This window comes from Chitinophaga horti (genome assembly GCF_022867795.2).
Lineage (GTDB): Bacteria > Bacteroidota > Bacteroidia > Chitinophagales > Chitinophagaceae > Chitinophaga > Chitinophaga horti.
On the sequence record NZ_CP107006.1, the window covers coordinates 2,825,509 to 2,840,193 of the forward strand.

Consider the following 14,685-nt stretch of genomic DNA (forward strand, 5'->3'; position numbering starts at 1 on the left):
ACGTATATGATAAAGAAACTATTCCTGCTCACTGCGGTGATCTGTGTGAGCCTGGCGGCGCTGGCCCACGAGTTCTGGCTACAGCCTTTAAAATTCTGGCTGAAGAAAAACGAGGCTACGAACATCAGCATCCTGGTAGGAGAAGATTATAAAGGAGAGAAATCGGACTGGTCCAAATACAAGATCCAGCAACTGAAACATTACTCCGCGGAGGGTGCCGAAGATTATACGGCGCATCTGTCAGCCGCCGATAAATCCATTATCGAAGCGAAATTTGCCAAAGCAGGCAACCACCTTATCGCCTTCAACAACTCCAACAAGTTTATCGAGCTGGAAGCGGAGAAGTTTAACGAATACCTGGAAACAGAAGGTTTGGGCTACATTGCCGAACTGCGTAAATCGCAGCAGAACGCTGACAAGCCGGGCCGCGAGTTTTACCAGCGTTGCGTAAAAACCTTGTTTAAAGTAGGTGGCAAAAACGATAGCACCTTTGCTGTCAACACCGGCATGCGACTGGAACTGATTCCGCGTCAGAACCCTTACACCATGAAGAACGGCGACCAGATGACCATGCAGGTACTGTTCGACAATCAGCCAGTGAAAGGCGCACTGGTGTTAGCATGGAACGTGGTAGATGAAAAAACGTCGGTGACCAGGCATACGACCAACGAAGCCGGCGAGGTTATGTTCCCGGTTACACTAAAAGGTCGCTGGATGATCAGCAGTGTGCACATGACGCCTTACACAGCGAGCACCGAAGCTGACTGGCAAAGCTACTGGGGCAGTTATACGTTTGGATATTATTAGGAGAGAAGCCGGTGGTCTTAAGCTGCCGGCTTCTCTCTTTCAGTTGGCAAGTAACCTATTACATTTCACAGCTCCCCGACGCGATCATGCGCGCCAGTTGCCTCACATCATTCCTGATTTCCCTGGGCGTACCACCTTTTTTAAGAACGGGCACCATGGCGCTGGATAACAACTGTGGTTCTGCAGTGGTATAAATCACAACAGGCGTTTTACCGAAGCTTTCAATATTCCGGATCAGTCGCGTGGCCTCCATCCCGTTCATAGTGGGAAGGTTGAAGTCCATCAGGATGAGGCAGGGCGACAATCCTGACATGGCAGAACTCACCAGCCAGGCCATGGCGATTTCGCTGTTCCTGGCATGTACTACTTCGTAAGGTAATTCCAATTGTCCGACCGCCTGCCGCAGCAGGTATAAATCATCTTCATCGTCCTCGACGTACAGGACTACAGGATTGTGCTTAGTTAACTTAGTTTTCATATGACGGGGGTTTTAACGGTGATCGAATATAGAAAGGGATTTGCGTTCTACGTAGCATACTCTGGCATTAGAAAAGAACATATTTACGTAACACCCCCGACTATGGCTGTTTTACGACAGCCTTTCTTTTGTTAAGCGGCCGTTAATGAAGTATATTGAGTAAGATGAGCCTACATTATCTACAGCAATTTTGCCATACCATCGACCGATGGACCGGTTTTTTGCCGGGTTATAGCCTGGAGCAGCTTTGCCAGCGGCCACACCCGGGTAGCTGGTCGTCAGGACAAGTGTACCTTCATCTGATACAGGACACCCGGTTTTTTGTGGAGCAAATGGAAGCAGCGCTCGCGGCCTCCCCGATGAAACATTAGCCATGCGACAAGAAGCGGCTCCGATGTTTGCGGCCAACGCCGCGCAAATCAAATTCTTCTCCGATTCCTGACGGTGTGTATGACCTGTTCCGCCCGGTGCTGTACTGGGCGCGCCGCCCATCAACCCGATACCATTAACCATAATTTGATGCAAGCTATTTTAATTGAATATTACCTATCTTCGCCCACGTGAAAAAGTGGCTGTCACTGATATTACTTCTGGTGTACACGATCTCCGGTACAGGTTTGCGGGAGCTCGTGAAAGTGCCTGTGCTGGTGCAACACTATAACGAACACCTGCAGCTCAACCAGCAGCTTACCTTTTCGCAATTCATCGTAGATCACTATAATTGCATCCCACACACCGACAACGACGAGGATCGTGACAACCAGCTGCCTTTTAAGCGGGTTAACACAAACGTAATGTTTAGCCCGGTACTGCCCGCCTCCGGTATGCAGGCACTGAAGAAACCGGTAGCCCCCCTCGCTGTTGACGAACAGTTTCCGCACAATGACCACCTGCTACCGAATGATAATGTCAGCAAGATCTGGCAGCCTCCGAAATCCGGCGTTATCCTTATTGCTTAGGGCATAGCCAAACATTTGGTGTGTCCTTACACCATTTCCGGATTGATTTTAAATCAAGTTTCATGTTGAATCGAATTATCGGGTTTTCCGTAAGGAATAAACTCGTCGTGGCGTTATTTACTATCGCCTTAATCATCTATGGCGTTTTCGAATTATTTAAGCTACCGGTCGATGCCGTACCGGATATTACCAACAACCAGGTGCAGATCATTACTGTTGCTTCCTCCTACGGCGCTACGGATATTGAGCGACTAGTGACCTTTCCGATAGAACAGGCCAGCAGCAACATTTCCGGCATTACGGAAATACGCAGTTACAGCAGGTTTGGTTTATCGCTCGTGACCCTCGTATTCGACGATGCGGTGGACATTTACTGGGCACGGCAACAAGTTTCCGAACGCCTCGCCGTCATACAGGAGTCGATCCCCAACGGCATCGGCAAACCTGAAATGGGACCTATTTCCACCGGGCTCGGCGAAATTTATCAGTATGTCGTAAAGGCCAAACCAGGCTACGAAAGCAATTACGATATTACGGAGCTGCGTACTATCCAGGACTGGATCGTGCGCAGGCAATTACTGGGCGTACGGGGCGTGGCGGAAGTGAGCAGTTTTGGCGGCAAGCTGAAACAGTACCATGTGGCCATTCATCCTGGTAAACTACAATCACAGGGCGTTACCATCACCGATGTGTTTCATGCATTGGAGGCGAACAATGAGAATACCGGCGGTTCTTATATAGAGAAGCAGGCCACCGTACTATATATCCGCAGTGAAGGATTGATCGGTAACAAGGAAGATATTGAGAACATCGTGCTGAAAAACAGCAGTAACGGCGCTCCCCTGCTCATCCGCGATGTGGCCGATGTAACCATCGGAGCCGCTACACGCTACGGGGCACTTACTTACAACAGCCAGGGCGAAGTGTCGGGCGCGATCGTAATGATGCTGAAAGGCGCAAATAGTAACGTGGTGATCGAAAACATCAAACAAAAGATTGCCGACATACAGCGAACATTACCGGAAGGTGTTGTCATAGAGCCCTTCCTCGACCGAACGAACATGGTAACCAACGCCATTCATACCGTGGAAACAAACCTGATGGAAGGTGCGCTCATCGTGGTATTTGTGCTGGTGATATTCCTCGGCAACCTGCGCGCGGGCTTGCTCGTGGCCTCCGTTATTCCGCTGTCGATGCTGTTTGCGGTAATCATGATGAACCTGTTTGGCGTGAGTGGCAACCTGATGAGCCTTGGCGCGCTGGACTTCGGGCTGATCGTGGATGGAGCGGTGATTATTGTTGAGGCGGTAATGCATCAGCTAAGCCACCATAAGCAACTCGCACTCAGCCGGCCCGACATGGACCGCGAAGTGAAAGCCGCTTCCACTAAAATGATGAACAGCGCGGTATTCGGGCAAATCATCATCCTGATGGTTTACCTGCCCATTTTCAGCCTCCAGGGTATTGAGGGCAGGATGTTCCGCCCGATGGCGCAGACCGTCGCATTCGCGCTGCTGGGGGCGTTTATATTGTCGTTGACGTACATCCCGATGATGAGTGCTGTGGTATTGAGCCGCAAGGTTAAAACCACGGCCAACCTGTCTGACCGCATCATGTCGCGGATAGAGGTACGATACCAGTGGTTGCTGGCGCATGTGCTGCGTATCCCTAAAACAATCATCGCATCTGTTATACTGCTATTTGCCGTTTCGGTATTTATATTGACCCGTATGGGCGGCGAGTTTATTCCTTCCATTGAAGAAGGCGACTTTGCCGTAGAAACGCGGGTGTTATCCGGCAGCAACCTGAATACCACGATCGAACACGTGCAGAAAGTAGCCGGCATCCTGAAGCAACGCTTCCCGGAGGTGATCAATATCGTCACCAAGATCGGTAGCAGTGAAGTGCCGACAGAGCCGCTGCCAATGGACATGGGCGATATGATCATCAACCTGAAACCGAAATCGGAGTGGGTATCTGCAACATCGTTCGACGAGCTGGCGGACAAGATGAGCGAAGCGGCGTCGGAAGTACCGGGCGTTACGACCAGCTTCCAGTTCCCGGTGCAGATGCGTTTCAATGAGTTGATGACCGGTGCGCGGCAGGATGTGGTGTGTAAGATATTCGGGGAAGACTTCGATACACTGGGCGTTTACGCCAAACAACTCGGCAACATCGTGAAGGCCGTTCCGGGTGCTACGGAGCTGTACGTGGAACAGATCACCGGTACCCAACAGATCGTCATCAAATACGATCGTGCGGCCCTCGCGCAATATGGCCTCAATATATCCGATATCAACCGTAATGTGAACGCCGCTTTTGCCGGACAAAGCACCGGGTTGGTGTTTGAGGGCGAGAAACGTTTCGACCTGGTGGTGCGCTTGCAGAACGAGCAGCGTACCGACATACGCGACGTACAAAACCTGCTGATCCCCACACCGGCAGGCACACAGATACCACTGCAGCAGGTGGCTGCAGTAGAACTGGTGGACAGTCCCAGCCAGATACAACGTGAAGACACCCGCAGGCGCATATTGGTGGGCTTTAACGTAAGCGGCCGCGATGTGGAGAGCATCGTAAAAGAGTTACAGCAAAAAGTAGCGGCCTCCATCAAATTGCCGGCGGGTTACGCCATCAGCTACGGCGGTTCCTTCGAGAACCTGAATGAAGCGAAAGCAAGACTATCCGTCGCCGTACCAGTATCGCTTGTCATGATCTTCCTGCTGCTGTATTTCGCATTTAATTCGGTGAAATACGGCCTGCTCATTTATACCGCCATTCCCCTTTCCGCCATTGGCGGGATATTTTTGCTCGCCCTTCGCGGCATGCCTTTCAGCATCAGCGCTGGCGTGGGTTTCATCGCCCTCTTCGGAATTGCTGTATTGAACGGCATTGTGCTCGTGGCAGAATTTAACAGTATTAAAAAATCAGGAGAAACAGATATGAAGAAAATTGTGACACAAGGTACCATTACGCGGCTCCGTCCCGTATTGATGACCGCATTTGTGGCTTCACTTGGCTTTTTACCGATGGCCCTCAGTAATGGTGCGGGAGCCGCTGTGCAACGACCGCTGGCGACCGTGGTAATAGGCGGATTGATGATCGCTACATTACTTACATTATTCGTGTTGCCTGTACTTTATATGACCTTCGAAAAACGGGGCATTAAAGCGCCGAAGCAGGTGATCCTTGGCTGCCTGCTCCTCCTCACCTGCCTGCCATCCATGGCGCAGGAACGCATCAGTATGCACGATGCGTTGGACAGCGCAGTGGCAAACAACCTGCTGGTACAAAACCGCAGACTGCGCGCCCAGCAAGCGCGGGAGCTGATCAAGTCAGGTACTGATCTGCCCAAAACAACCGTAGGCGCAGAATACGGGATGTTCAACAGTCCGTTTACAGACGATCGGCTTACCGTGACGCAAAGCTTTAGCATGCCCGGCGTATACATGCGACAAAGCAGGCAATTAAGCGAGATATGGAAGTCGGCGTTGCTGGAAATTGACATCAAAGAAGCGGAAGTACGCAAGTTAACAACGGGTGTTTTTTATGAATTGATCCTGGTGCGGGAAAAGGAAAACCTCTTGTCCCGCATGGATTCGAGCTACAGCGCTTTTCTGCGGACAGCTGCGCTGCGATTAAAAGCCGGAGAAAGTAACATGCTCGAAAAAGCAAGTGCGCAAAATCAACTCATCCAGCTGAGGGTACTGCTGAAAAGTCTGCAACAGGAGAAGAGCCTGCTGCGCCAGCAATTTATGCTGCTGCTGAACACAAAACAGCTGCGGGAACCCGAGGCAGCTTCAATTAAACTGGAAGCGCCCCTGCCGGATAGCACGCAGCTCGCAGCACATCCATCCGTCAAGTGGCAGCAACAATTAGAAAAAGCGGCTGATGCAGCGGTTCGCGTTGAGCGTTCACGCCTTTTGCCGGAGTTCAGTGCAGGTTATAATAACCTGAGCATTCGCGATGGCGTTAATTACGGGCGGGGCGACCGGTTTCAGTCCTTTCAATTGGGTGTTGACATCCCGATATTCACCGGCTGGCAGAAGGCGAAGATACGATCTGCCGAAGCGGCGCTGAGCGTAGCCCGTAATGAAACCGAATACCGCACAAAGGCCCTGGAAGCTGAGTACATCGCCGCCAGGAGCCAGGTAACGCAGTACAACAGCATCGTGAACGACTTCGAACGCGAGGCCTTACGCAACGCACAGGATATCACCGCCACGTTAAACAAACAACTGGAAGGCGGCGAAATCAACTACCTGGAGTGGACGATACTCAACCAGCAATCCCTCAGCACACAGCTCGACTATCTCGAAGCCGTGCGCAACCTGAATAACAGCATCAATCATCTGAATTACCTATTAGCGAAATAATATGAACAGCAGGAATCTATTCTACATAGCAAGCATTTTCCTCTTTGGCTGCGGCAACCCGGTGCAGGAGCCGGTGGCAGAAACGCCCGTAGCGGCCAGTGCGGACGTGGTGACTTTGAGCGCCGGGCAGTTGAAGAACATCCATCTAAAAACCGACACTTTACGCCGGCAGAATATAAGCGGCATATTGCGGCTGAGCGGACAGGTAGACGTGCCCCCGCAAAACCTCGTATCCGTCAGCATACCGTTGGGCGGTTACCTGAAAAGCACCGACATGTTACCCGGAACCCATGTGCGCAAAGGCCAGCTGCTGGCCGTCATGGAAGACCCGCAATACATCCAGCTGCAGCAAGACTACCTCACCACCCGCAACAAACTAAATTACGCAGGCAGGGAATACGAACGCCAGAAAGAATTGAACAGCAGCAAAGCCGCCAGCGACAAGGTGATGCAACAAGCAGAAAGCGAATATCGCAACCTCAGCATCGAAAGCAAAGCACTCGCCGCTAAACTCAGCCTGCTCGGCATCAACGCCGACCGCCTGACCGAAAACAACATTTCCCGCACCATCAACATTCACTCTCCCATCACAGGGTACATCAACAAAGTGAATGTGAACATCGGCAAATACGTAACACCATCCGACGTGATCTTCGAGCTCGTGAACCCGGTGGATATTCACCTAAACCTGACCGTGTACGAGAAAGACCTTGACAAACTGTCGATCGGCCAGCAGGTAAGCGTTTACACCAATGCTAAGCCCGATCAGCGTTACGACACGAAGATCATCCTCATCAGCCACTCTTTAAACGAGAACCGTAGCGCAGAAGTACACTGCCATTTCGAGCAGTATGATAAAAGCCTTGTACCCGGCATGTATATGAATGCTGAAGTACGGTTACAGGACAATCAGGAAACCGTGCTACCGGAGGTGGCCATCGTGAATTTTGAAAGTAAAGATTACGTGTTTGTGGAAGAAGCGGAACGTACCTACCGGATGGTGGCCGTGCAGAAAGGGCAGACGGATAATGGGGTTACTGTCGTTCCCGCAGCGGGGTTGACCGGACGGAGGATTGTGACGGAAGGGGCGTATTCGTTGTTGATGCAGTTGAAGAATACGGGGGAGTGATAATTTAATACATCGTCCTGCAATGAGTGAGTTATTGCAGGACGGTGTTGTCTAATAGGAAGGGGTAATACAAGCGGGAACTAGCTTTTCCCCTTAAACCACCCCTTAAAGAAACTACTCGGCTGCTTCCCCTCATCCCCAATGACCTCCCCAAACGGCTGTAAGCCATCCACCTTCAGCAACACAATCCGCGCAATACCTAACATCGGGATAAACAATACCATGCCCGCTACGCCCCATACCAGGCCGCCGGCCAGTATTGCGAGGATGGTACTAAGCGCCGTAAGTTTTACCTCCCCACCTATCACGTAAGGCTCTACAAAGTAGTTGTCCACCGCCTGTATCACGACAATTGCCGCCAGCGCCCAGAGCGCGGGACTCATGCTATCGCTGGTAACGGCGGCCATGGCTACAGGGAATAGCCCTCCCAGGATGGAGCCAACGTAAGGCACGATCGTAAGTATGGATGCAATAGCAGCTAGCAATAACCCGTTCCGTACGCCAATGATCAAGAGGGCTGGTGCATATAACACAAAAAGGAAAACAATTGACATCAGCCTGCCGACGAGGTACTGTTGCGAAACATGGGTAATATCCTGTAGCACCTTCGCTACACCGGGACGCTTTTCGCGGGTAAACAATTTCAAGAAAAACTGTTCGTATTTTTCTTTATGAAACAATAACAGGAACGTAACAACTAATACGATCACCAACTGTCCGAACAGGCCCGTAATGCCACCCACGGCTTTCATGATCATGCCCATCACAGGCGTGCCGCCTTTGTCCATCTGCTTATCGATGATCTGCTTTTGCTCCTCAGAGCTGATGCCCCATCGCTCTTCCACCTGCGCCTGCAGGCCGCTGTAAAACTCGGTCCACTTTTCTTTCAGCGCTTCGGTATCTTCTGCCAGACCCGCTGCCTGGGCGAATATGATAGCTGCCAAAACACCTACTGCCAGGGCGATAAGGAATACACAGGCGAGGCAGGATAACCAGCGCGGACTACGATGCCCGTCCAGCCAGCGACACATTGGTGCTGTAAGCATAGCCAGCATGATGGCGAAAGCAAGCGGCGCCAGGAAGGGTTTGCCGAAGTAGAGCAACACAGTTGCCAATATGGGGAATAGCAGCGCCTGGTTGACGGTAAAGGACAATGGTTTCATAACGAGGTGTTTGGTACCTCTGTAGAAATATTGTGCCGGATTCCCCAGTGATAAAAAGAAGTAATACAACAACCCGTTTGCCGAATTTCCAGGTAGAGCGACGCAACTGGATAATAACAGTACAAGAAAATAAATGCCGACGCGGGCGGCTACAGGAATTGATTTCATCTGTTTGATTTGATACGAAACTAGCCACACCGAAACCGCCGCACGAATCAATCCGACCAGCATAGGCCGATTTTCTACGAAGATGCGTTGCCGGGAGACGAAGCCCGACGTCAAATAATCGAGTACCGCATTTTACTTGCCTGAACCGCGCTTTTTTGTAGATTTACGCCTTAGGAAATCATGCTGGAGTAATAACCCACACTAAATCAACGAAATAGTTATGAAAAGAACACGGTTGGCCCATTCCCGTACCAGGAAACTTATGCAGTTGCCAATGCTCCTCTTATTAGCCATCAGTCTGGCTACCGGCTGCGATAAAGAGGACAAGGACCCTTGCAGGGACTTATTAAATGAAGGGATGCCTACACAGGTAGCTTTCAAATTCCTGGACAAACAAACGGGCGAAAACCTGTTGCTGACGCGTAACATCGATACAGCCGGCGTTACCATTTCACCGCTGCCGATTGACGCAGGAGCTAAAAGAGGAGTAATCGTAAAGCAGGCTAATCACCCGATGGAAGGTTGCCTGGTGTTCACGGTTTCCGAAGCTGTGGAAGGCCCGGTGAACTACAAAATCGATATCGAGGGCATCGGCGCCACCAATGTATCCTACAACAACAAACGCGAAGCGGGCGACAGTCCGTGCAGACCATTTGTAATCCGGATCAAAGACATGCAGGTAACCGATCACGAGTTTACGTTGGACAGGACTACCTTCCGCTACGTGTTTACCATCCGCCTGTAGGCACTCACCGGCCCGCAATACCAGTAATTTTTGCCGGATTAAAATATCCCGTTTAGGTGTTCGTCTACCTATATAAAGAGATATTTTAAGAAATGGCAAGAAGGCTTTTCCTGGCGTTGGTGCTCTTCCTGGTGGGCGATTTTTATTTTTACCAGGCTTTCGCTACCCTTTTCCACCATCCCCTGGCACACCTGGGTTACTGGCTGGTCGACATACTGCTCATCATCGGTCTTATCAGTATGATCAGGCTGCTTAGGGTGGGCAAACATGTACAACGCTTTGCGACCGTACTTATGGCGGCCATGATATTAAGTTTCGTACCCAAACTGTTTTCGTCTTCGATACTGCTCGCCGAAGACATCGTACGTCTCTTCCGTGGCTTTCCTGCACGCAATATATATGTAAGCGAAGCCGCCATGGCGCTCGCGGCCGTCTTCTTCCTGGTGATCCTTTTTGGATTGACGCGCGGCCGGCACTTTTACCAGGTTAAACGGGAAACATTACATTTCCCGGACCTGCCCGAGGCTTTTGACGGTTTCACCATCACACAAATTTCGGACGTACACTCCGGCAGCTTCAGCGATGCTGCAGGTGTGCAAAAAGGTCTCGACCTGGCCAATGCACAAAACAGTGACCTGCTGCTCTTCACCGGTGACCTTGTCAACAACATGGCCTCCGAAATGGATCCGTGGATACCGGCATTTTCGAAGCTAAAGGCGCCCTATGGCAAGTATTCTGTGCTGGGTAACCACGACTATGGCGACTACATCCGATGGGAAAAAAAGTCCGACAAGGCAGCTAATCTCGAACGCCTGAAAGAAGTGCATGCGGAAACAGGCTTCAGACTATTACTTAACGAAGCCGTTACGATCTCCAAACAGGGCCAGAGCCTGGCGCTCATTGGCGTGGAGAACTGGGGCAAAGGCGGCTTCCAGAAGTATGGCGACCTGCAACAAGCCACGGCGCAAGTACCCGATAAAGCATTTAAAATACTCATGTCGCACGACCCTTCACATTGGGATGAAGTGACCCTGGACCATCATCAGCACATCCACCTCACGCTGGCCGGCCACACCCATGGCATGCAGTTCGGCATCGAGTTGTTCGGCTTTAAATGGAGCCCGGTTAAATATATGTACAAACAATGGGCAGGACTGTACGACCGCGACGGCAAATACCTTTACGTCAACCGCGGCTTCGGATTTCATGGATTGAAAGGCAGGATCGGCATATGGCCGGAGATTACGGTGCTGACGTTGAAGCGGGGATAAACGCGATTCGCTAAATTTGCCCGAAAAGGCCTTTCATGATACTCGATGCGATCCTCAACAACGTTTACCGGTTGCCAGCGCCCGCCCTGCAGGCGCTCAAAGGCATCATCCGCGAAACGGAATATCCTAAATGCACCCTGCTGATAAGGGCCAACAAGGTGGAAGATCGCATCTATTTCATCAAGAAAGGTATTGCCAGGGCCTTTGCCACCCGGCAGGAGCGCGATGTTACCTTCTGGTTTGGTAAGGAAGGAGATGTGTTGCTGAGCATGCGTAGTTATGTGGACCAGCAACCGGGCTATGAAAATATCACCCTGATAGAAGACTGTTTTCTCTTCGAGTTGCATACGCCCGACCTGATGCAGTTGTACAAGACGGACATCGACATTGCCAACTGGGGGCGTAAATTCGCCGAGCGGGAACTCATAAAAACCGAGCGACGGCTGATCAACTTACAGATCGGAACGGCCAAACAACGTTACGAGGAGCTGCTCGCAGAAAATCCGACACTGGTGCAGCGTGTACCCGTTGGGTATATCGCCTCTTACCTGGGCATTTCGGCGGTTAGTCTCAGCCGTATCCGCGCGGAACTGCGGTAATCCATTATTTAACATTTGTAAAATCCACCTGCTGTCTTTCAGCCTAACTTTGCGCCAGTAAAATATAGGACATATGAACTGGATCATTCTTATCCTGGGGGGATTATTTGAGGTAGGCTTTACCTTTTGTTTAGGCAAAGGTCGGGATACCGTTGGGCCGCAAAGCTACGGCTGGTACGCCGGTTTCGTATTTTGCCTGGTCGCCAGCATGTACCTGCTGATGAAGGCCACGCAAACATTGCCTTTGGGTACGGCGTATGCGGTGTGGACAGGCATCGGTGCCGCTGGCACAGCGCTGCTCGGCATCCTGGTGTTTAAAGAACCAGCGACCGTACTGAGACTGGTATTTATCGCCACGCTCATCGGCTCTATTATAGGACTTAAAGCGGTTTCGCCGCATTGATCATAAAGCCGGAGATTCTTCCGGCTTTAGTTTTCTTTATTATCGAACACATCGCAACGGCGGAACGCCATGAACTGTTTCTGCCCCAGGAATGTGCCCTGTTGCGGAAAGTTAGCCGCATATTTCCGCACTGCGACCGTTCCTTCCTCCCACACCTTGTTGTTTAACAGGCATTCCGCAATCACCTCATCATCCTGGTACCGCGCCACGTAAACCTTTAACCAGTTGATCTTCCGGTTAGGGATCGTTTCCGCCAGTTTATTTTTCAGCAGGTCGAAGATAGGTTCTCCCTCTGGTTCTGCGGCCCATTGGCCTTGTAACGATAAGGCACCTAGCCTCGGGTGCCAGAGTATACCGCGACCGTCGTTGAAGTCGATCTCGGGGTCATGACCATCCAGGAAGCTATCGGCAATAGCCGGGAAGGTGGTGGCCAGGTAATTGTCCAGCACCGTTTCCACCTTCGCTTCGATGGTCGTACCCACACCTACGATGTTCTCCGTGATACCTTCCGGAAAATAATCCTTGTTTTTGGTGATAATCAGCAAATGGATCAGGTTGGGATGATAGTCCGCCGATTCTATAATGGACGTGGCAATCGTAAGCGCACCGGATACGGTCAGCTCATTCGCCGTCTCTGAAATATCGATCATGTATCCCTGCGCCATCAGGCGTTTAGCGAGGCTTTGCAGGAGGTATTTATCTGGCAGCATGCATGGTGTTTATCAGGCAAAGATAAGTGTATCGGCTCTTATGTTACAAATACCCGGTTTTACCATTGATAAAATAAACTGTAATAATGACACTTAACGTATTATATTTAAACGTGCAGATGGTCATTACACTCCAATAAATTAGATCCACTTTATGAATCAGATGAACACCTTAAGACTGGGCGCGCTGCTGTTACTGGGTGCAACCACGCAGAGCAACAACGCCCTCGCCCAGCAGGACACTGTCGCCATACAGGTAGACCTATCCACCACCAAAGGCCCTATGCGTCCTATATGGGCGATGTTCGGGTACGATGAGCCGAATTATACGTACATGAAAGACGGTAAAAAACTGCTCACCGAAATTTCGAAACTGAGCAAGGTGCCGGTATACGTACGCGCCCACAGTTTACTGGTGACCGGCGACGGCAAAGCGGCCCTAAAATGGGGTTCCACCAACGCCTATACGGAAGATGCAAAGGGCAACCCGGTATACGACTGGACGATCATCGACAAGATATTCGATACTTACATAGAACGGGGTATGAAACCCATCGCGCAGATCGGGTTTATGCCAAAGGCATTGTCTACCAAACCGGAGCCTTACCAACATAACTGGAAGCCCGGCGATAAATATTTTTCCATTGAAGGTGGATGGGCTTATCCGCCGAATGATTACAAAAAATTCGCCGCGCTTGTATACGAATGGGTAAAACATTCCGTGGCGCGTTACGGCAAAAAGGAAGTGGAAAGCTGGTATTGGGAACTGTGGAACGAGCCGGATATCGATTACTGGAAAGGTACGGTGGAAGAGTATATCAAGATGTATGACTATGCGGCCGATGCGGTTAAACGGGCATTACCCACCGCAAAGATCGGCGGACCGGAAGTAACCGGACCACAATCGCCCCGGGCGGCCAAATTCCTGCGGAAATTCCTGGACCATATCGTGAACGGCACCAACGCCGTTACCGGCAAGAAGGGCGCACCGCTCGACCTGATCACGTTTCATGCGAAAGGTTACCCCAGGTTAGTTGATAGTGTGATCCGTATGAACATGGGCACACAGCTGCGCGACATCGACAGTGGATTTGCCATCGTAGCCTCCTATCCCACCCTGAAACACCTGCCTATTATCATTGGCGAATCAGATCCGGAGGGATGCGCCGCCTGTTCCGAAGATGTTTACCCGAGCAATGCATACCGCAATGGCACCATGTACTCCAGCTACACGGCGGCCTCTTTCGCCCGCAAGTACGACCTGGTGGCGGCGCATGGCGTAAACCTGGCCGGCGCGGTTACCTGGGCGTTTGAGTTCGAAGATCAACCCTGGTTCCGCGGCTTCCGCGACCTGGCCAGCAATGGGGTGGATAAACCCGTGCTGAATGTATTCCGCATGTTCGGGCTAATGGAGGGCGACCTGGCCAAAGTAAGCGGTCAACTGGAATATGATTATCGCCGCGTACGCGACAGCAGCGTGCGGCGCAAGGCGGACATCAACGCCCTGGCAGCCATCGCGAAGAACAGCGCTACGGTAATGGTATGGAACTACCACGATGATAATAAAATGGTGCCTGCATCACCGGTAAACGTGGCTATCAGAGGCCTGCCTGCAGGCGCAGTGCTGTTGCACCACTATCGGGTGGATGCAGATCACAGTAACGCCTATGAAGCCTGGAAGAAAATAGGATCACCACAACAACCAACGCCAGAACAGGTAACGATGCTGGAAAGAGCCGGTCAGCTGCAAATGCTGGGCTCACCGGAATGGGTACACGTGGCGAAGGGAACCACCACCGTGCGGATGATGTTACCGCGACAGGGGGTATCGCTTTTACAATTCACCTGGTAAAATAGAAAGAGGGGCGGGCGGCGTA

Annotated in this window: 13 protein-coding genes; 10 read left to right on the forward strand and 3 right to left on the reverse strand. The window is 51.3% G+C overall.

Annotation, left to right across the window (positions count from 1 at the left end):
- Positions 1-6: 6 nt before the first annotated feature.
- Positions 7-807 (forward strand): DUF4198 domain-containing protein, encoded by an 801-nt coding sequence (locus MKQ68_RS11380; RefSeq protein ID WP_264283396.1) that lies wholly within the window; start codon positions 7-9, stop codon positions 805-807.
- A gap of 58 nt (positions 808-865) precedes the next feature.
- Here MKQ68_RS11380 and MKQ68_RS11385 read toward each other — a convergent pair whose 3' ends face one another.
- Positions 866-1,285, reverse strand: coding sequence for a response regulator (locus MKQ68_RS11385; protein WP_264283397.1), 420 nt, complete (start codon positions 1,283-1,285; stop codon positions 866-868).
- Between the two features lie 164 nt (positions 1,286-1,449).
- Here MKQ68_RS11385 and MKQ68_RS11390 point away from each other — a divergent pair, with 164 nt between their 5' ends.
- The 4 genes from MKQ68_RS11390 to MKQ68_RS11405 all read left to right on the forward strand — a co-directional run bounded on the left by MKQ68_RS11390 (position 1,450) and on the right by MKQ68_RS11405 (position 7,749).
- Positions 1,450-1,656 carry a DinB family protein gene (locus MKQ68_RS11390; protein ID WP_264283398.1) on the forward strand — a complete coding sequence of 69 codons (207 nt, stop codon included), beginning with the start codon at positions 1,450-1,452 and terminating at the stop codon, positions 1,654-1,656.
- A 189-nt stretch (positions 1,657-1,845) separates the two neighbouring features.
- Positions 1,846-2,244, forward strand: a complete 399-nt coding sequence (locus tag MKQ68_RS11395) for a hypothetical protein (RefSeq protein WP_244843204.1) — start codon at positions 1,846-1,848, stop codon at positions 2,242-2,244.
- Positions 2,245-2,306: 62 nt separating this feature from the next.
- Entirely contained in the window at positions 2,307-6,620 is a 4,314-nt protein-coding gene (locus tag MKQ68_RS11400) for a CusA/CzcA family heavy metal efflux RND transporter (RefSeq protein ID WP_264283399.1), read from the forward strand.
- 1 nt (position 6,621) lies between these two features.
- The gene (locus MKQ68_RS11405) at positions 6,622-7,749 is read left to right on the forward strand and encodes an efflux RND transporter periplasmic adaptor subunit (protein WP_264283400.1); all 1,128 of its coding nucleotides are present in this window, start codon (positions 6,622-6,624) and stop codon (positions 7,747-7,749) included.
- 80 nt (positions 7,750-7,829) lie between these two features.
- On the opposite strand, the gene MKQ68_RS11410 is transcribed toward MKQ68_RS11405, so the two are convergent.
- Positions 7,830-8,912, reverse strand: a complete 1,083-nt coding sequence (locus MKQ68_RS11410; RefSeq protein ID WP_264283401.1) for an AI-2E family transporter — start codon at positions 8,910-8,912, stop codon at positions 7,830-7,832.
- 388 nt (positions 8,913-9,300) lie between these two features.
- Between MKQ68_RS11410 and MKQ68_RS11415 the strand changes: the two genes are divergently transcribed.
- The 4 genes from MKQ68_RS11415 (at position 9,301) to MKQ68_RS11430 (ending at position 12,098) form a co-directional block, all read left to right on the forward strand.
- Complete coding sequence (locus tag MKQ68_RS11415) at positions 9,301-9,825, forward strand: hypothetical protein (RefSeq protein ID WP_264283402.1); 525 nt, start codon at positions 9,301-9,303, stop codon at positions 9,823-9,825.
- 92 nt (positions 9,826-9,917) lie between these two features.
- Positions 9,918-11,096 carry a metallophosphoesterase gene (locus tag MKQ68_RS11420; RefSeq protein WP_264283403.1) on the forward strand — a complete coding sequence of 393 codons (1,179 nt, stop codon included), beginning with the start codon at positions 9,918-9,920 and terminating at the stop codon, positions 11,094-11,096.
- 35 nt (positions 11,097-11,131) lie between these two features.
- Positions 11,132-11,695 carry a Crp/Fnr family transcriptional regulator gene (locus tag MKQ68_RS11425; RefSeq protein ID WP_264283404.1) on the forward strand — a complete coding sequence of 188 codons (564 nt, stop codon included), beginning with the start codon at positions 11,132-11,134 and terminating at the stop codon, positions 11,693-11,695.
- Between the two features lie 73 nt (positions 11,696-11,768).
- Positions 11,769-12,098 (forward strand): DMT family transporter, encoded by a 330-nt coding sequence (locus tag MKQ68_RS11430; RefSeq protein WP_264283405.1) that lies wholly within the window; start codon positions 11,769-11,771, stop codon positions 12,096-12,098.
- A gap of 26 nt (positions 12,099-12,124) precedes the next feature.
- Here MKQ68_RS11430 and MKQ68_RS11435 read toward each other — a convergent pair whose 3' ends face one another.
- Complete coding sequence (locus tag MKQ68_RS11435; protein ID WP_264283406.1) at positions 12,125-12,808, reverse strand: DUF6348 family protein; 684 nt, start codon at positions 12,806-12,808, stop codon at positions 12,125-12,127.
- Positions 12,809-12,962: 154 nt separating this feature from the next.
- Between MKQ68_RS11435 and MKQ68_RS11440 the strand changes: the two genes are divergently transcribed.
- Positions 12,963-14,660: a GH39 family glycosyl hydrolase gene (locus MKQ68_RS11440; protein WP_264283407.1), complete on the forward strand. Its 1,698-nt coding sequence runs from the start codon at positions 12,963-12,965 to the stop codon at positions 14,658-14,660.
- Positions 14,661-14,685 lie beyond the last annotated feature (25 nt).

What these genes read in the sequence shown, in the direction of transcription:
- MKQ68_RS11400 (WP_264283399.1), top strand. Translation starts at nt 2,307, where the DNA reads ATGTTGAATCGAATTATCGGGTTTTCCGTAAGGAATAAACTCGTCGTG.
- MKQ68_RS11385 (WP_264283397.1), bottom strand. Translation starts at nt 1,285, where the DNA reads ATGAAAACTAAGTTAACTAAGCACAATCCTGTAGTCCTGTACGTCGAG.
- MKQ68_RS11410 (WP_264283401.1), bottom strand. Translation starts at nt 8,912, where the DNA reads ATGAAACCATTGTCCTTTACCGTCAACCAGGCGCTGCTATTCCCCATA.
- MKQ68_RS11435 (WP_264283406.1), bottom strand. Translation starts at nt 12,808, where the DNA reads ATGCTGCCAGATAAATACCTCCTGCAAAGCCTCGCTAAACGCCTGATG.
- MKQ68_RS11390 (WP_264283398.1), top strand. Translation starts at nt 1,450, where the DNA reads ATGAGCCTACATTATCTACAGCAATTTTGCCATACCATCGACCGATGG.
- MKQ68_RS11425 (WP_264283404.1), top strand. Translation starts at nt 11,132, where the DNA reads ATGATACTCGATGCGATCCTCAACAACGTTTACCGGTTGCCAGCGCCC.
- MKQ68_RS11415 (WP_264283402.1), top strand. Translation starts at nt 9,301, where the DNA reads ATGAAAAGAACACGGTTGGCCCATTCCCGTACCAGGAAACTTATGCAG.
- MKQ68_RS11405 (WP_264283400.1), top strand. Translation starts at nt 6,622, where the DNA reads ATGAACAGCAGGAATCTATTCTACATAGCAAGCATTTTCCTCTTTGGC.
- MKQ68_RS11420 (WP_264283403.1), top strand. Translation starts at nt 9,918, where the DNA reads ATGGCAAGAAGGCTTTTCCTGGCGTTGGTGCTCTTCCTGGTGGGCGAT.
- MKQ68_RS11430 (WP_264283405.1), top strand. Translation starts at nt 11,769, where the DNA reads ATGAACTGGATCATTCTTATCCTGGGGGGATTATTTGAGGTAGGCTTT.
- MKQ68_RS11380 (WP_264283396.1), top strand. Translation starts at nt 7, where the DNA reads ATGATAAAGAAACTATTCCTGCTCACTGCGGTGATCTGTGTGAGCCTG.
- MKQ68_RS11440 (WP_264283407.1), top strand. Translation starts at nt 12,963, where the DNA reads ATGAATCAGATGAACACCTTAAGACTGGGCGCGCTGCTGTTACTGGGT.